The sequence below is a fragment of the Lactobacillus sp. CA30L genome (genome assembly GCF_059900845.1).
The window spans coordinates 317,654-335,406 of the sequence record NZ_JBWXGB010000001.1; the positions used below are offsets into that span (position 1 = coordinate 317,654).

The 17,753-nt window shown below is 52.0% G+C and carries 16 protein-coding genes; 14 read left to right on the top strand and 2 right to left on the bottom strand.

The genetic code is table 11. The features are described from left to right. Positions 1-71: 71 nt before the first annotated feature. Entirely contained in the window at positions 72-626 is a 555-nt protein-coding gene (gene def, locus AC2JF8_RS01685) for a peptide deformylase (RefSeq protein ID WP_500728721.1), read from the bottom strand. Between the two features lie 255 nt (positions 627-881). On the opposite strand from def, the gene typA reads away from it, so the two are divergent. The 10 genes from typA (at position 882) to holA (ending at position 12,779) form a co-directional block, all read left to right on the top strand. After that, positions 882-2,723: a translational GTPase TypA gene (typA, locus tag AC2JF8_RS01690; protein ID WP_500728722.1), complete on the top strand. Its 1,842-nt coding sequence runs from the start codon at positions 882-884 to the stop codon at positions 2,721-2,723. 91 nt (positions 2,724-2,814) lie between these two features. Beyond that, entirely contained in the window at positions 2,815-3,990 is a 1,176-nt protein-coding gene (locus AC2JF8_RS01695; protein WP_500760549.1) for an FtsW/RodA/SpoVE family cell cycle protein, read from the top strand. Continuing rightward, positions 3,991-4,332 (top strand): YlbG family protein, encoded by a 342-nt coding sequence (locus tag AC2JF8_RS01700; RefSeq protein ID WP_500728724.1) that lies wholly within the window; start codon positions 3,991-3,993, stop codon positions 4,330-4,332. Next, entirely contained in the window at positions 4,329-4,880 is a 552-nt protein-coding gene (rsmD, locus tag AC2JF8_RS01705) for a 16S rRNA (guanine(966)-N(2))-methyltransferase RsmD (protein WP_500728725.1), read from the top strand. Before AC2JF8_RS01700 ends, rsmD begins: the two co-directional genes overlap by 4 nt. Further along, entirely contained in the window at positions 4,880-5,371 is a 492-nt protein-coding gene (gene coaD, locus AC2JF8_RS01710) for a pantetheine-phosphate adenylyltransferase (RefSeq protein WP_500728726.1), read from the top strand. The genes rsmD and coaD overlap by 1 nt, the downstream gene beginning before the upstream one ends. Continuing rightward, the gene (locus tag AC2JF8_RS01715; protein WP_500760551.1) at positions 5,364-6,413 is read left to right on the top strand and encodes a SepM family pheromone-processing serine protease; all 1,050 of its coding nucleotides are present in this window, start codon (positions 5,364-5,366) and stop codon (positions 6,411-6,413) included. The genes coaD and AC2JF8_RS01715 overlap by 8 nt, the downstream gene beginning before the upstream one ends. Positions 6,414-6,487: 74 nt before the next feature. Next, a complete protein-coding gene (locus AC2JF8_RS01720) occupies positions 6,488-7,189 on the top strand; it encodes a helix-hairpin-helix domain-containing protein (protein ID WP_500760553.1) in 702 nt (233 codons plus the stop codon). After that, the gene (locus AC2JF8_RS01725) at positions 7,158-9,446 is read left to right on the top strand and encodes a DNA internalization-related competence protein ComEC/Rec2 (RefSeq protein ID WP_500760555.1); all 2,289 of its coding nucleotides are present in this window, start codon (positions 7,158-7,160) and stop codon (positions 9,444-9,446) included. Before AC2JF8_RS01720 ends, AC2JF8_RS01725 begins: the two co-directional genes overlap by 32 nt. Positions 9,447-9,601: 155 nt before the next feature. Continuing rightward, entirely contained in the window at positions 9,602-11,584 is a 1,983-nt protein-coding gene (locus tag AC2JF8_RS01730; RefSeq protein ID WP_500760558.1) for a S53 family peptidase, read from the top strand. Positions 11,585-11,792: 208 nt separating this feature from the next. After that, a complete protein-coding gene (gene holA / locus AC2JF8_RS01735) occupies positions 11,793-12,779 on the top strand; it encodes a DNA polymerase III subunit delta (RefSeq protein ID WP_500760560.1) in 987 nt (328 codons plus the stop codon). Between the two features lie 45 nt (positions 12,780-12,824). On the opposite strand, the gene rpsT is transcribed toward holA, so the two are convergent. Further along, entirely contained in the window at positions 12,825-13,076 is a 252-nt protein-coding gene (gene rpsT, locus AC2JF8_RS01740) for a 30S ribosomal protein S20 (protein WP_500728732.1), read from the bottom strand. A gap of 201 nt (positions 13,077-13,277) precedes the next feature. Here rpsT and rpsO point away from each other — a divergent pair, with 201 nt between their 5' ends. The 4 genes from rpsO (at position 13,278) to tuf (ending at position 17,691) form a co-directional block, all read left to right on the top strand. After that, entirely contained in the window at positions 13,278-13,547 is a 270-nt protein-coding gene (gene rpsO / locus AC2JF8_RS01745; RefSeq protein ID WP_500727019.1) for a 30S ribosomal protein S15, read from the top strand. A 163-nt stretch (positions 13,548-13,710) separates the two neighbouring features. Next, entirely contained in the window at positions 13,711-15,486 is a 1,776-nt protein-coding gene (locus AC2JF8_RS01750) for a ribonuclease J (RefSeq protein WP_500728733.1), read from the top strand. Beyond that, the gene (locus AC2JF8_RS01755; protein ID WP_500760562.1) at positions 15,483-16,316 is read left to right on the top strand and encodes a tetratricopeptide repeat protein; all 834 of its coding nucleotides are present in this window, start codon (positions 15,483-15,485) and stop codon (positions 16,314-16,316) included. The genes AC2JF8_RS01750 and AC2JF8_RS01755 overlap by 4 nt, the downstream gene beginning before the upstream one ends. A gap of 184 nt (positions 16,317-16,500) precedes the next feature. Beyond that, the gene (gene tuf / locus AC2JF8_RS01760) at positions 16,501-17,691 is read left to right on the top strand and encodes an elongation factor Tu (protein ID WP_500728735.1); all 1,191 of its coding nucleotides are present in this window, start codon (positions 16,501-16,503) and stop codon (positions 17,689-17,691) included. Positions 17,692-17,753: the final 62 nt, after the last annotated feature.

Here is a 17,753-nt window from a genome sequence, read left to right on the forward strand (position 1 = left end):
AAGTATAGAAACACGTTGATCGCCCAACAAAAGAGCCGTCAAACGGGGCTGGCGGCTCTTTTGTTGGGGGGTTAGTAAATGATGACGGTATCGTCATCTAGCTTGAAGGGATCATCCTTATTGATGCGGTCGTAGAAGAGGTGACCGCGCAGGTGTTCGATTTCGTGTGAGGCAACGATGGCCGGGTAGTCCTTCAGCCGGATGGTTTTTTCTTCCCCTGCAGTTGTGAAGTAGTGGATCTTCAGCTTGTCCGGGCGCAAAACGTAGCCGTCAATCACTTTGTCAACGCTCAGGCAGCCCTCGCCCTCGCTCAAGCAGGCCTGGCGGACCGATTCCGACAAGATTTCCGGGTTGACGAAGGTTTCCTTGAAGATGATTTCCCCCTTGTCGTTGGGCACAAGCAGGGAAGCCATCTGCACGCTTTCACCCACCTGGGGTGCAGCGAGACCGACGCCGGCCCGCAACTGGTGTTTTTCCGCAATCTTGGGGTCCTGGGAATTAATCAGGTACTCCATCATGGCGCGTGCCAGCTCTTGGTAGTGCGCGCTTAACGGGAAGGTCAGGGGCTGGGCCACCTGGCGCAGTACTGGATTGCCGTCGCGGGTAATGTCTTTCATTAATATCACTTAAAATCACTCTTTCATTAAAAGGTACACCTATATTTTTACCATAAGCAAGGCTTGCTTGTCTGCTTTTTATTCTATACTAAATTTTTAATTTGAAAAAGAGGGATAAACGTTGACCAGTAGATGCTCATGGTGGTAAAATCAATGAGCGTAAATATACAGATATGAAACACTTCGATTAGCATGTTTTTGACGTGCCGCCGAAACTGTGACAACGTCACAGTTTTTTTATTGAGGAGTGGAGGAGGAATACTTTTGTCAGAAAAAAGAAGAGACGATATTAGGAATATAGCTATCATAGCACACGTTGACCACGGTAAAACCACCCTGGTTAACCAGCTGTTGAAGCAATCCGACACTCTGCCTGAGCACATGGCTTTGGAAGACCGGGCGATGGACTCAAACGATATCGAACGTGAACGTGGTATCACTATTCTTTCTAAGAACACTGCGGTTAAGTACGGCGATACGACCATCAACATCCTGGATACACCGGGCCACGCCGACTTCGGTGGTGAGGTTGAGCGCATCATGCACATGGTTGACGGCGCCCTGCTTTTGGTCGATGCATACGAAGGCACAATGCCACAGACTCGTTTCGTTCTGAAAAAAGCGTTAGAAGCCGGGGTTAAACCGATCGTGGTAATCAACAAGATTGATCGTCCCGGTGCCCGCCCGAAGGAAGTTCTTGATGAAGTATTGGAATTATTCATCGAGCTGGGTGCAAATGACGAACAGCTGGACTTCCCCGTTGTCTATGCGTCCGCTTTGAACGGTACCTCTTCCTATGATGCGGATCCCGCCAAGCAGGAAGAGACGATGGCGCCAATCTTTGACACAATCATCAAGGCGATTCCTGCCCCAATCGATAACATCGACCAGCCGCTGCAGTTCCAGATTACGATGCTGGACTGGGATGACTACGTTGGCCGGATCGGTGTCGGCCGGGTCTACCGGGGCCAGGTCAAGGTCGGTGACAACATCACCGTCATGAAGCAGAACGGCTCCACCCAAAACTTCCGCGTGACCAAGCTGTTTGGCTTCTTTGGACTGAAGCGCAATGAGATCACCGTTGCCAAGGCCGGCGACATTATCGCAATCAGCGGAATCAACGACATTTTTGTCGGTGACACCATCGCTTCTGCCGAAAATCCGGAAGCCCTGCCGCTGCTCAAGATTGATCCACCGACGCTGCAGATGGACTTCGTGGCTAATGACTCGCCGTTTGCCGGTCGTGAAGGGGACAAGGTGACCCCTAAGAAGCTGGAAGATCGCTTGATCAAGCAAACGCGGACCGACGTTTCGCTCAAGGTTGAGCCAACAGACCAGTTGAACGCATGGACCGTTTCTGGCCGTGGCGAATTGCACCTGTCAATCTTGGTTGAAGAGATGCGCCGCGAGGGCTTTGAGATTCAACTGTCCCGCCCTAAGGTTATCTACCGCGAAATCGACGGCAAGATGTGCGAGCCCTTTGAAGCGGTGCAGGTTGATACGCCGGACCAGTATGTTGGTTCCGTCATCGATGCGTTGTCGCAGCGCAAGGGCGAGATGAAGAACATGGCGTCAACGGGCAACAACCAGACGCGTTTGGACTTTATTGTCCCGTCCCGTGGCCTTATTGGCTACAACAACGAATTCATGTCCCAAACCGGGGGCTACGGCATTATGAACCACAGCTTCGACTCCTACAAGCCGGTTGTCAAGAATTGGGAACCCGGTCGCCAAAACGGTGCTCTGGTTTCAATCAGTCAGGGCAAGTCGACCACGTACTCGCTGCAGACGGTTGAACAGCGGGGCGAGTTATTTATCGGTGCCGGCGTTGAGGTTTACGAAGGAATGATCGTTGGACAGTCCTCACGTGACCGTGATATTGCCGTCAACGTTATTAAGGGCAAGAACCTGACCAACACGCGTGCTGCCGGCAAGGACCACGCCGCTGCAATCAGGACGCCGAAGAACATGACGCTTGAAGAAGCAATTGAGTTCCTGAACGATGACGAATATTGTGAGGTAACGCCCGAATCTATTCGCCTGCGCAAGAAGATTCTGAATACTTCAGAGCGGCAGAAGGCAGACAAGAAGCGCAACCGTAAATAGGCAATTATTACTAAAAAGGCTCTCACTAATGAAGTGGGGTCTTTTTTGTTTTATAATAGGAGTATGTTTTACTCAAAAGGGAGAGCTACGCGTGCGACAGAAATTACACCATCTGAATTATAAAATCCTTGTTCCGTACCTGCTGCTGGTCGTTTTTGGGGTAATCATGGTCTACTCGGCAAGTTCGGATATTCTGCTGGTCAACGGCTTCAAGCCCGGGACCTACGGGATTAGACAGGCGGTTTACGTCCTGGCTGCACTCTTGTTTGTCTTTTTGACCTTCGCTTTGAAACTGAAAGTTTACCAAAACACCAGGTTTGTTGCCTGGTTCTTGGGTGTCAGCATGGCCATGCTGTTTTACCTAATTATCCTCAAGGCCTTTAAGGGCTCAGACGCTGCCGTTAACGGCTCGGTCGGCTGGATCGACCTTAAGGTCATCAATATTCAACCGCTCGAAATCGCCAAACTTGCACTGGTTATTTACCTGGCCTACTTTCTCGACCGGCACGCTGCGTCCCTGCGGCCGGGCAATATCGTGAGCATCTTGGCGAGACCCGCAATGCTTGCAGCGGTCATGATGTTTTTGGTTATCATTGAACCCGATTTGGGCGGAACGGCCATCTTGGCGATGATCGTGGTCGTGATGTTTTCGGTTTCCGGCGTTCCCGCCAAAAACGCGCTGCTTTGTCTGATTGGGATCGGGCTGGCCCTGTTTTTCATGATTTATCTGCTTATTCAGTGGAACCCTAAGTTCTTGCAGGATAGCTACCAGTACCGGCGGCTGTTGTCCTTCATGCACCCCTTTGAGCTTGAGCAAAAGGAGGGCGCACAACTGGTCAATTCATACTACGCCATCCATAACGGCGGCCTGTTCGGCGTTGGACTGGGCAACAGCATGCAGAAGAGGGGCTACTTGCCCGAGCCATACACCGACTTTATTCTGGCGGTCGCCGCCGAAGAGATTGGGGTGATCGGTGCCGCCCTGGTTCTCGGCCTGCTGTTTTACCTGATGTGGAGCATCATGGACGTTGGGGTTCATGCCATCTCGCAGTTCAATGCCCTGGCCTGCTTTGGCGTTGCAACCATCATTTTTACGGAAACGCTCTTCAATGTTGGCGCGGTCCTGGGACTGCTGCCGATTACGGGCGTGACGCTGCCTTTCATCTCATACGGTGGGTCGTCACTGATTGTCCTGTCCGCTGCGGTGGGGCTGGTACTAAATATTTCTGCAAACGAACGCATAACAATTGAACGGGAGCGTGATTAGATGAGCGTAAACATAGACATAGACGACACGCCGTTAACCAAAAGGCAGGGGCTCATTGTCTACCTCGATTCGGCTAGCAGCCAGTACAAGCTGCGTCGCTACGGCGACATCGTCTATTTTTCCAAAAAAATGGGCTACTGCGTCTTGTACGTTGACCAGGATCAGGCCGAGCAGACGGTCACGCGACTCAGCGGGCTTGACTTTGTCAAGGGCGTTGAGCAGTCTAGCGGAGACCAGATAGACTTGTCCAGCGGCCACATCGAGCAGCAGATAGCTGACATGGCCCAGGAAGCCGAAGAAAAACTACTGGAAAATCAGGAAAAGAACACGGACATATCATGAGAATTATTTCAGGCAAGTACGCCAAGCGCAATTTGTTTACGCTGAAGAGCCAGAAGACGAGGCCAACGAGCGACAAGGTTAAGGAATCACTCTTTAATAGTCTGGGCCAGTTTTTTGCGGGCGGCGCGGTTTTGGATTTATACGGTGGCAGCGGTGCCCTGGCGATTGAGGCCGTTTCGCGCGGCTGTGATTGCGCGGCGATTGTCGACGTTAATTACCAGGCGGTCGAGGTTATCCGCAAGAACGTTGCCTTGACTAAAGAAGAGGAGCGCTTTGCTGTATACAAGATGCCGGCTGCCGCCGCACTAAAAAAGTTTGCCCAAGGTACCCAGAAGTTTGACTTGGTATTTTTGGATCCGCCGTATGCCAAGCAGCAGATTGCTAAGGACATGGAAAAACTGCGCGCAATGGACCTGCTTAATGCGGGGGCAACTATTGTTGCCGAGACCGACGACCAAACTGATCTGGGCGCAATCGCCGGCTTTATTCTGACCAGCGAGCACCACTTGGGCAAGACAATTGTCCGCTTTTACCGAAAGGAAAATTAATGAGTATTGCACTTTTCCCGGGTAGTTTTGACCCGATTACAAACGGCCACGTTGACGTGGCCAAGCAGGCCGTCAGGCTTTTTGACCAGGTTTACGTGGTTGTCATGACCAATACGTCCAAAAAATACCTGTTTGGCGTTGACGAACGGGTTGAGTTCGTGCGTGATGCGCTGAAGGGCATCCCCCGCATTGAGGTTTTGAAGCGGCCCGATGAACTGACGGTTAGGGCAGCACGCGAATTAAACGCAGCCGCAATTGTCCGCGGGGTCCGCAATAATGCGGATTTCCTGTACGAACAGCAGATTGCTGCCATGAATAAGGTGATGGCCGGCGACGTGGCAACGGTTCTACTCTTCACGCAGCCGCAAAACAGCTTTGTCGCCTCGAGCATTATTAAGGAAGTGGCGCGGTTTGGGGGCAACGTGCGGAAATTTCTGCCGGAAAAAGCGGCGGCCGCACTAGAAGAAAAGCTGGGCAGTATTAATGGCTAAAAAACTAAAACCGCAAGAAAAAGGGAAACACCGGGCCCGCAACTGGCTGCTTGTCATTTTGACAATCGTCCTGGTAGCGGTCGGGTTAAGCTGGCCGACCAACTACTACATTGAGATGCCGGGTGCGGCCGTTCCCACTGACCAGTTCGTCAAGACCAAGAATTCGGTTCCGAATAACCTTTACCTGGTAACCGTCAGCCAGACGAGTGAGCCCGCGGCCGTCCTGCAGCTGCTTTGGAGCTACACGCAAAAATTTGCGACCCGGGTGCCCAAGTCCCAGCTGCTGGGCGGTGCAACGAGCAGCCAATACGAGGAGCTGCAAAACTGGTATATGGAAACCAGCCAGCAGAATGCCATCTACCATGCTGCTAAGAAGGCGGGGCTGAAGCCTAAATTGAACTACGAGGGCGTGTACGTGATGCAGGTCCAAAAGCATTCGAGTTTTAGGGGAAAGCTGCAGATTGGCGACACCGTCCTGGGGGCTGACGGACACAGGTTCCACTCGACCCGGGAAATGATGGACTACTTCCAAAAAAAGCAGATCGGCGCACGGGTCAGGATTGCGGTCCTGCGGGACAAAAAGCAGCGCACCTTCGCCGGCCGCATCGTCAAGGTGGCCGGGACAAACAAACCCGGCATCGGTATTCAACTCGTTGAGCACGTCAAAGTCATCACGCGGCCCAAATTGACGATTGACGCGGGTGCAATCGGCGGGCCTTCCGCCGGCCTCATGTTTACGTTAACCAGCTATGAAGCTTTTACCCACCAAAAGCTCGCCCGTGGGCATAAGATTGCCGGCACCGGGACCATCACGGCGGACGGCAAGGTTGGCGTTATCGGGGGCGTTGACAAGAAGGTGGTGGCGGCCGATAAGGCGGGCGCCGAGGTTTTCTTTGCCCCGACGGACGCGACGGTCGTGAAGAAGTCGGACAATAACTACGTGGTGGCCAAAAAGACGGCCAAGCAGATCGGCAGCAAGATGAAGGTTGTGCCCGTTGGCACCTTCGGGGATGCCCTCAGCTACCTCAAGCGGCATTATTAAAAATTAACCACCAGCAAACATAAGCCCAGAAGTTTTTCTGGGCTTTTTTGCGTACTTAATAGTGGGTGATAAAAATGAATTGGGAAAAGGTTAAGCGGTTTATCGCAGACCATAAGCAGTATGTGCTTGCCGGCCTGCTTATCGGCGGTATTTTTCTGTGGTTCGGTTTTGACAACAAGGAAGATAACGGCGGCAGTTTGGTTGCTGAAACGCAGCAAGACGCAGAGACCAAGAAGTCAGCCGCTGCAAAACCACAGGAAAAAGGGGCGGCAGCGGATAAAACAGCGCGCCCAAAGGCGGAGGACGTGACCTGCGACGTCGCGGGCGCCGTCAAGCACCAGGGTGTTTACACGCTAAAAAGCGGTGCCCGGCTCCAGCAGCTGATCGACGCCGCCGGGGGCACCACAAGCAGGGCGAACCTCAAGAACGTCAACCGGGCGCTGATTCTTAGGGACCAGGACAAAGTCCACATTCCCTACACCGGTGAGAAGGTAAAGGCGAGCGAGGTGGTTATTTCCGTTGGCGGACCAAGCGCAAGCGGTGAAACGACGGCGTCTGGGGGCGAAACGGAGGAGCCGGCTGGCGGCAAAGTGAACATCAATACTGCCAGCACGCAGGAACTGCAAAAGCTAAACGGCATCGGTGAAAAAAAGGCGGCCCAAATTGTGGCCTACCGGCAAAAGAACGGAGAGTTCAAGAATATTGCGGACCTAAAGCAGGTTTCCGGGATTGGGGACAAGACCTTTGCGGCGCTTAAAGACCAGTTGGACGTCTGACGTCCTCAGTCCCGGCTTCTTTCTCTTAGTGGCGCTTTTGCTGGTTGACCTGAGTCTACTGACTTACCGCTGCGAAAAACCGGCAGAAGGGCTCACGTGTATTTTGCTCGGGCTTTATCTGTTCTGCCTGCTAGTGCACAAGTACGCCCGCCTGCGCTGGCTTGTTGGACTTTTTCTGCTGCTTGCACTGGCGACTGCCGGCATGCACAAAAAAAGCGCTGACCGCACCGACACCATGCCTGCAACCATCAGGCTCTATCCCGACCAGGTCAAGGTTGACGGCGACTGGCTAGCAGGAGAGGGCGCCACTTCAAGGGGCAAGGTCTTGGTCTCGGGCACGGTGACCAAAAAGCAGCTCCACCAGGTCGACCGCGGGCACCAGCTTATCCTGACGGAGCCCAGCGGACGGGTGGAAGCGATTGCTCCGGCCTCTAATTACGGTCAGTTTGACTCAAAGCAGTATTACGCGAGCAAGAATATTTGGCGCCAGGTTAAACTAAGCAGCTGCCGGCTGCTGGTTAAAGGGGGCGGAATTGCAGACTTCTTTCACCACCTCCGCTTTAACGTGCAAAAATACTTCGAGCGGATGCCGCGCATCCTGCGTTTTTTTAGCAGCGAGCTAATTCTGGGGGAAAATCCGGACCGTGACAACCAAGAGCTTTTAGACAACTACCGCGACCTGGGCGTCATCCACATCCTCAGCATCTCCGGGCTGCACGTGGGCATTTACACCCTGGTCATCAGCACCATCTGCTTCTGCCTGAAGCGCACGGAAGAAGAGACGTTTGTTTACTGCCTGGCTTTTTTGCTGCTGGGCGTCTTTTTGAGTGCGGGGCAGGCCGGGTTCGTCCGCGCCAGTCTGACCTATATTCTGGGGCAATTATTCAAATTCAAAAAGGTCAAAATTGCCAGGTACGATTTGTTGGGGTTGACCTGCCTGTTCCACTTATTGCTTGAGCCCCGCCTCATGACGGGGACCGGCGCCGTGTTAAGCTACCTGCTCGCACTGGGACTAGAAATGACTAGCAAAATGTCTGCAATTAAGCGCTCGCTTGCGCTCAATTGCCTCTTGACGCCGCTTCTGCTGTTCTACTTTTTTCAGTTTAACTTTCTGACGGTTGTCTTCAACATGGTGGTGGTGCCGTACTTCAACGGGGTTGTTTTGCCGCTGACGTTTGCCAACCTGGTTCTCTTTGCATTTATACCCGGCGTTAGCACCGTCTTTGAGCGCTTTTTGCAAACGTGTGAGGCCCTGATTGGCAAATTGGCGCTAACCAAGGCGGGCCTACTGACCTTTGGCAAGATCAACTGGTGGCAGTGCCTGCTGCTAATGCTCCTCACTTCTGCCGTGCTGCTGTGCATCAACGACCACGTGCTGCGCCCCCGCGCGCGGCACCGCTTTGTGCTCGGCGTAACGTTTTTGTACGGCCTGCTGTTTTCCGTGATCCACTTTCCACTGCGGGGCCAGGTGACGATTATCGACGTGGGCCAGGGCGACAGCATACTGGTGACGACGCCATTTCCGCGGCGCGTTTACATGATCGACGTGGGCGGGCGGCTCAACTTTGGCGGCAAAAAAATCACGCCGCAGGTCAACAAGATCACGGTCCCGCTGTTAAAGGCCCAGGGCATAAGTCGCATTGACGGTCTTTTTGTCACGCACCAGGACGCGGACCACGTGGGTGACCTTGCCCCGCTGCTCGAGCAGGTCCCGGTGGGCAAGCTTTATACGGCAAAAGGACTGCTCGCCAACCCCTCTTTTCGGCGCCGCGTAGCCGGCCGGCTGCACGATAAGCAGGTGGTCGAATTGCTGGCGGGCCAGCAAGTGCGTGAGCCGCAGATCAGGTTCAATGTGCTTTATCCGTTTGTGCCGGGCTTAGGCAAAAACGAGGACTCGCTGACGCTGGCGTTTAAAGTAGCCGGCAAAAGCTGGCTCTTCACCGGCGATCTCGGGCAGGACCAGGAAGAAGAAATTGCCACGCACTACAACCTGGCTGTTGACTACTTTAAGCTTGGCCACCACGGAAGTCGGACGGCATCAAGCCCGCACTTCTTGCAGACGCTGCACCCCAAATTGGTGTTTGTTTCGGCCGGGCGCAACAACCGCTTCAACCACCCGCACCCGGAAACCGTTGCTACGCTGAAAAGGCAGCACATCCCGTGGGCGTCAACGCAGGACTGCGGGATGATCACCTGGTCTTACGGCGGCTTTGCCAGACCGCGGTTCGGCCGCTACTTGCCCAAGAAGCGAAAGTGATGCCGCTTTTTGGGGTTGTTAGCGACCGGGGCATTTTTGAGTATAAAAGAGGCAGTGACGGAGGCGACTGAATAATTTATTAAAAAGTTATTTTCAAGGCAATGTTATACATGATATAATACTAAAAACATCATTAATATTGTGGAGGAAAAATTTTGAAGAAAAAAAGTTATTGGGCGCTGGCCACGCTGGGCGCGCTTATCTTAATGCTGAGCGCGCCAACCGCCGCCTTGGCCAGCAGGCAAAGTTTGCCCGTCAAGGCGCAGCGCGTGCGGCTGATGCGGCCCTTGAAGGTACGACGTAGCGATCAAATCACGTTCATGATTTTTTTGAAGCCGCGCAAGCAAGAAGACTATTTTAAGGAGGCCAGGGCCGTTAATGAACCGGGGAATACTGATTTTAAGCACTTCATGACTCCAGACCAAATCCGCCAAGAATACGGTCAGCCCCAGAGTCTTACCGCACGTTGGCAAAAACTGCTGCAGGACCACCACCTAACGGCCGAGTCAGCGCCAAGCGGCTTGAGCATCACGGCATCAGGTAAAGCTGCAGACGTTAACAAGCTGTTTAACGTCAAGGTTGACCGGGCACGATACCACCACGAGCCGCTGCAGTTTGGCAAGACCGCACCAAGTTTTCCGCAGGATCTGGCCCGGTCGGTACTAGCCGTTGTTGGTCTGACGGAACATAATTCTGCCTATCTTTGCAACATGGGCGATGAAAGCGGCCGGCAGCACGCAGCGGCTGAAGAATCAAATGCGGCCAGCAAAAACAACATGAAGTCCGGCTTTACTAGCAAGTTTACCGACCACTACCATGTCGATGACCTCTACCAGCAGGGCTTGAGCGGACAGGGGCAAACGATCGGCATTATCTCCTTTGGCGGCGTTAGGAAGTCCGATGCGCTCACTTTCTGGCACCACGAACGGGCCGCAACCGCTCCAAGCCGCCTGCAGTCAACGAAGACACCGATCAACCGGTGGTATGAGCTTAAAAAGCTGTACAGCGACCATGACCGCGAGACGACGATGGACGTTGAGTATGCCGGTTCGGTTGCGCCCCAAGCGGATATCCACGTCTATAACGGCGAGGTTTCTTCATTAACCAACGTTCTGTCAACATACACCCGGGCGATTAACGACAATCGCAGCTCTGTCTTGTCCTGCAGCTGGGGGCTTGCAGAACAGGGCACGCTGGCGTACCTGCTGAAGCACAAGCTGGTTGCGCCGAACTATGGCCTAGTGCTCAATACGGTGATGGCCCAGGCTGCGCTGCAGGGCATTACTAATTTGGTTATTTCGGGTGACCACGCTGCCTTCTGGCCGAAGATTAGCCGAATCAGGGGCCAATACGGCACACTGAACTACACGCATAAGACGAGCGATCCATTGGCCACCAATCCCTGGATGACCTGTGTCGGTGGCACGTCGCTGCCGGCGGACATGGACTTTCCCAAGCTGGTTAAGGACAGGGCCAAGGGGATTCCCACTTGGGCCAAGAACCTGGGCCACCTTCAGCTGCCGGAAACGGCCTGGTGGCAGGGCAACACGTTAAGCAACTTGAAGTCGCTTAAAAAAGCACGTGCTGCGGCCCTGCTTAAAAAGTATCCTGCTTTGCTAACAAGCTTTCTGACGGGCACGAGCGGCGGCTTTAGCAGCCACTATGAGACGCCGTACTACCAAGCCGGTATTCCGGGCGTCAACACCTTCAAGGCGCGCAATTATTTAAAGGAATACAGCAAATATAACTTTAATCCACCACTGCTAACGGGCACCGGCACGGGGCGCAACTATCCCGATCTCTCCGCTAACTCTTCGGGTTCAACGGGTTATACCGTCTACCAGTATGAGAAGGGGCATTCACCGTGGCAGCCCAATAACGGTGGCGTCAGCATCGTTGCCCCACAGTTTGCCGGGGTGGCGGCACTGATTAATAGTCAAGTGGGCCGGCAGCGGATGGGCTTTTGGAACCCGCAGCTATACCAGCTGGCAGAACAAAAAAACAGCCCGCTATCGCCGCTGAATTCTACCGTGAACAACACCAACGGCTATTACACGGGCCAGTCGGGCACAATTTACAACCAGGCAACGGGGCTGGGCATACCGAACTTCGGTCTGCTGTCCAAGCTCTATAAATGATTAGCTAGTTAATGAAATAAATACCCCGTTTCTGGAAGTGAAAATCCAGTGAGACGGGGTGTTTGACGTAGGTTTTAAACTTTTTCTTGCGGCTTTCATGCTTGCCTTTTGGGCCGTGGGCATCAAGGGGGGCAATGTGGTATGATTATTGGGACTTATGGCAAGACGATTGAGATCTTTTAGACCCGATATTCATAGGAGAAGCGAAATGACGCTACTTTCTTTATTTAAAAATTCTAACAGCAATAATCCGCAAACCTTGATCACGGGCGGCGACGACTTTCTTAATGATTATCTCGCCCGCTCCTACACCCATGAGGCAACTTTTGCGGATAAAGAACGGGTGACGGTGGATTGCGCAAGCGACAGCCTGGACGAGCTAATCGCCGAATTGACTGAGTCGAGTCTGTTTAGCCAGCAAAAGGTCATCACGGTCAAAAATCCCTTCTTTCTGACGTCCAAGGTTCCCAAAAAGTTCCAGAAGCAAGTGCAGCAGCTGCAGGGCATCTTTGAGCAAATTGACCAGCTTGACGACGTCGTTGTCCTGGTGGCATCATATGATAAGCTGGACCGGCGCAAGAAGCTGACCAAAACCGCATTGAAGCAGTTCAACGTGGTCGACGCCCACGTCAAGGCGTATGAAGCGGGCAAGGTGGTTCGGGGGATAATCGCGGCAGAGGGCTACCAGATTGCTAATGCGGACTTGCAGCTGCTGCTGGAGCGCAGCGACCAGGTGCTCGACCAGGCGCTTGCCAACTACAAAAAGCTGAAGGTGGTGGCCGCCGACGGCAAGATCAGCACGGAAGCAATCAAGAGAAACATCGACCTCTCCCTGGCACAGAACGTCTTCGCGATTCTTGAGGCTGCCCTGAATTACAGGTACCGCGAGGCGATAAAGCGGCTCAAAAACCAGCTGCGTGAGGGCAATAGTCCCATCCAGCTGCTGGCTGTCTTCGAGAACCAGCTGGAACTGCTGCTTGTGGTCAAGGTCCTCAAAAGCCGGGGCAGGAGCGAGGCGCAAATCGTCAAGGAGTTAGGCGTGCACCCGTACCGGGTGAAGCTAAGCCTCAAAAATGGCCTGGCCGTTCCTAAATTGGCCCAGCTGCTGGAGCAAGCAATTGAGTTGGACTTTAACTATAAGAGGGGCTGCTACCACGACGATAATTTTCTGGTGCTCTTTATTTTGGGCATATAAAAAGACAGGAACCTGAATTCCTGTCTTTTTCGTTTTTAGTCAATTTTATTTAACTAACTTAGCTAAGCGGCTCTTGTCACGGCTGGCCTTGTTCTTGTGGATCAGGCCCTTAGAAGCGGCCTTGTCCAGTGCACGAGCAGCAGCAACATGTAATTCGGAGGCGTTTTCAGCACCAGCAGCCTGAGCCGTCTTGAACTTCTTAATTGTAGTCCGTAACTGGTTCATTTGAGCAGCATTGCGCTTTCTAGCAGCATCTTGAGTCTTAACACGCTTAATCGCTGATTTGATTTGTGGCATAAAATTCACCTCCAATGATTGTAAATTCACTTAATTGATTATACTGAAGAATAATTGGAGATGCAAGGTAATTTGCGCTTGCTTTTTAAAAAAATAATCTGTATCATACTATTGTTGTGAACCGTTAACGCTGTTTGCGCGCTCACACCTGACGGTTAACGTTGTTAACGGCAATTATTTTAGCGAAAGGTGAAAAACATTATGGCAATTTCAAAAGCAGAAAAAGATGAGATCATCAAGAATTTTGCGACCCACGAGGGTGACACTGGTTCAACCGAGGTTCAGGTTGCAATCCTGACCACGGACATCAACAACTTGACTGAGCACATGCGGAATCATTCCCATGACCACCACTCATACGTTGGTTTATTAAAGAAGATTGGTCACCGTCGTAACTTGCTTCGTTATTTACAGGACAACGACATCAATCGTTACCGTGAACTAATCAAGAAGCTCGGTCTGCGTCGTTAAGCGCAAGCCGCAATTATTTCAAGCCGGCCCCAGTTAAGGGGTTGGCTTTTTTTGTTTTTACCACCGTGTTTTTTATGCTAAAATAATAAAAGATACTTTTTTGCGTTGTGATCGTAATGATCCTAAATAACAATTGAATAGCAAATATAGAAAAGGAAATATTATGACTGATCAAGTTAAAGTAATGATTTTGAGCGGCGTCCGTGAACAAGGAAAGAACATGTATGCCGTTCAGGTTAATGATGAAATTTTTGTCTTGGACGCGGGCCTCAAGTATCCCGACAGCTCTTTGTACGGCATCGACCTGGTGATTCCGGACCTCGACTTCTTCGAGCAGTACGGCGACCAGGTTGTCGGCATCTTTTTGACCCACGGACACGCCGATTCGCTGGGTGCGCTGCCGTATATCCTGCGGCAGTACGATATTCCGATCTTCGGTTCGCGTTTGACCGTTGAACTGGCCAAGATAATGGTCAAGCGTGAGAACAAGCGCCTGCAGAGTAGCCTGTTCCACGTCATTGACGCGGATACTGAGATTGATTTTAAGAATGCAAGCATATCATTCTTCTGTACCACGCACTCGATTCCTGATTCACTGGGTATTGATGTTCATACGCCGGCAGGCGAGGTGGTCTACACGGGGGACTTCAAGTTCGACCCGTCGGCTGCACCGGGCTACCAAACGGATATAGACCGTTTGGCCAAGATTGCGCCCAAGGGCGTTTTAGCCCTTTTGAGCGATTCGTCAAACGCTGAGGCCGCCTTGCCTAATGTTTCCGAACAGGAGATTGGTGAATATGTTACCAACGTTTTTCGCAATGCGGAGGGCCGGGTAATTGTTGCGTCCAAGGCCTCTAATCTGATCAGAATCCAGGAAGTCCTCAATGCAGCCTATAACACGGGCCGGCGGGTGCTGCTGACGGGCCGCGATGTTGCCAAAATCGTGCGTACGGCAATGGAATTAGGCTACCTTAAGGTACCCAAGGGCCTGCTAATGCGGGTTAAGGATCAAAAGGAAACACCTGATAATAAGACGGTTATCCTCGAAACGGGCCAGATGGGCGAGCCGCTGAATTCACTGCAGAAGATGGCCAAAAATCGCCACAGCATGATCACCATCCACAAGGGCGATCTCGTCTTCATTGCGACGACACCATCGCATGCGGTTGAAACGATGGTGGCGCAGACCAGTGATGCAGTCTATAGCGCGGACGGCACGGTCATTCAGCTCGGTAAGGCCAAGCACACGAGTGGACACGCAACGGGGCGCGATTTGCAGATGCTCATCGACATTTTGAAACCCCAGTTCCTGATTCCGGTGATTGGGGAATACCGTTTGCTCGAGGTTCACAGGGACCTGGCGGTTCGTGCCGGAATCAAGCCGGACCACATTTTTATTTCCAAAAATGGGGACTGCCTGAGTTACGACTTCAAGCAGAAGCGTTTCCACCTGAGCGACCCGGTTCCGGGTGAGGACACGATGATTGATGGATCGGGCATCGGGGATGTTGGCAACATCGTGCTGCGCGATCGTGAAGTCTTGTCCGACGACGGCATCTTTATTGCCGTGGTCACGATTGACCGGCGCAAGAAGAAGATCATTGCCCAACCGCAGGTTACCAGTCGCGGCTTTGTCTACATCAAGGCCAACCGGCAATTAATGGCGGACAGCGTTGAGCTCATCAAGAAGACGATCATGAACAACTTTGAGCACAAGAAGTTTGACTGGTCCGAAATCAAGCAGGACGTGCGCAACGACTTGGAGCGCTTTTTATACAAAAAAACCAACCGGCGTCCGGTGGTCCTGCCGGTCGTTATGGAGGTTAACCAGAATCGCCACCGTGCGATGCAGAAGCGTAGCGACAAGGCTGAGGAGGGCAAGCAGCTTAGAACCATGAACAAGTCCAGGCAGCAAATCGTCGAGAAGAACCAGCGATGACGACCCTGAGTCAACAAAACCTGCTTGCACTGGCACGTCAAAATGCGGCGCGCGGCGACCTTGACCGGGCAATTGAAAACGCGGAGGAGGCTTTGCAGGGCGGTGCAAGTTCCGAGGTCGTCACGCAGCTTTGCGCATTGTACCTCAAGAACGATGAGGCTTACGCCGCGTATGCGCTGATTAAGGAAGAAAGGGACCTATTTTCTAACCAGGAAATTTTGGCTGTGTATAAAAAAGTTCTGCAGGCCAACCACTTTGTCATTGAAGCGTTGGAGGTGGCAAACCTCAGCAGGCAAGAAATCGCAATTGCGGTAGCGCCGCTTGCAAAAGAGCGCCAGCAGGCAATCATGAGTGCGTTTAGGCAAAAAGTCCAGCCCACACAGCAAGACTACCAGCAGCTGTTAAAGCTTGATTTAACAACCTTTGAGAATTTTGCGCAGAGCCTGCTGTTGGATCCAAGCCTTAACTTTGCCGTGCGGATTGCGCTGTGCGAGGACCTCACGCGCCTGGGCATCAGCGACAGGATCAAGGTGATGGTGCTGGGCGTGCAGGAAGAGTTTATCCCCGCGCAAAGTAGCCTCCTGAAACAAAATCCGGTCTACCGCGAAGTGGTGTCGGGCATCGGGTCGCGCTATTACCACCGTCCCAGTCAGTTGCCCGCTGTTTTGGGCGAGGTCAACCTGATTTTGGGTAGCCTCTACCCTAAAATCAGCCGCTACGTCGACGAACCGGACAGCTTCGCCCGCGACATTGCTTCCTACGTTGAAAAAGGCGACGGGCGGGGCAATCATGCACTGTTTAAGGCGATTGACGCGCATCTGGCCAAATAATTTGGGCAAAGGGGCTTTACTTTTTAATGGTATTTAGTATAATAGCAAAGGACGTTTTCATTGGGCATGGCTCTATGCATTAAAATACTAGGCATTTGCCCGTGAAAGTAGTACAATATTCAACAGAGAACTATCCGTTACTTACTCAACGGACTTCTTGCAAATTCACAGGAGGGTCATTTTAATGGCAGAAAAAGAACATTACGTTAGAACGAAGCCACACGTAAACATTGGTACTATCGGTCACGTTGACCACGGTAAGACCACTTTAACTGCGGCTATTACTAAAGTTTTATCAGAAAAAGGCTTGGCTAAGGCTGAAGACTATTCAGAAATCGATGCTGCGCCTGAAGAAAAGGAACGTGGTATTACTATCAATACCGCCCACGTGGAGTACGAAACTGAAAAGCGTCACTACGCCCACATGGATGCTCCAGGTCACGCCGACTACATCAAGAACATGATCACCGGTGCTGCCCAGATGGATGGTGCGATTTTGGTTGTTGCTGCAACTGATGGTCCAATGCCACAAACGCGTGAGCACATCTTGCTTGCTCGCCAAGTTGGGGTTGACTACATCGTTGTCTTCTTGAACAAGACAGACCTAGTTGACGACCCAGAGTTGATTGATTTGGTTGAAATGGAAGTTCGCGACCTGTTGACTGAATACGATTACCCTGGTGATGATATTCCAGTTATCCGCGGTTCAGCCCTGAAGGCACTGCAAGGCGACAAGGAACAACAGGACGTTATCATGAAGTTGATGGATACGGTTGACGAATACATCCCAACTCCAGAACGTGAAACTGACAAGCCATTCTTAATGCCAGTTGAAGACGTCTTCACTATTACCGGTCGTGGTACCGTTGCTTCTGGTCGTATCGACCGTGGTACGATCAAGGTCGGTGACGAAGTTGAAATCGTTGGTCTTGTAGACAAGGTTCTTAAGTCAGTTGTTACTGGTTTGGAAATGTTCCACAAGACTCTGGACTTGGGTGAAGCCGGCGACAACGTTGGTGTCTTGCTTCGTGGTATCGACCGCGACCAAGTTACGCGTGGACAAGTTTTGGCCGCACCGGGCTCAATTCAAACCCACAACAAGTTCAAGGGTCAAGTTTATATCCTGAAGAAGGAAGAAGGCGGACGTCACACTCCATTCTTCTCAGATTACCGTCCACAATTCTATTTCCACACTACTGATATCACTGGTGAAATTGAATTGCCAGAAGGTACTGAAATGGTTATGCCTGGCGATAATACAGAATTTACTGTTGACTTGATTAAACCAGCCGCCATTGAAAAGGGTACTAAGTTCACTATCCGTGAAGGTGGTCGTACTGTTGGTGCTGGTCAGGTTACTGAAATCCTCGACTAGTTCACGTTAAACAGTTAAAAAAGATGTACTTCTTCATAGAAGTACATCTTTTTTTGCCTAAA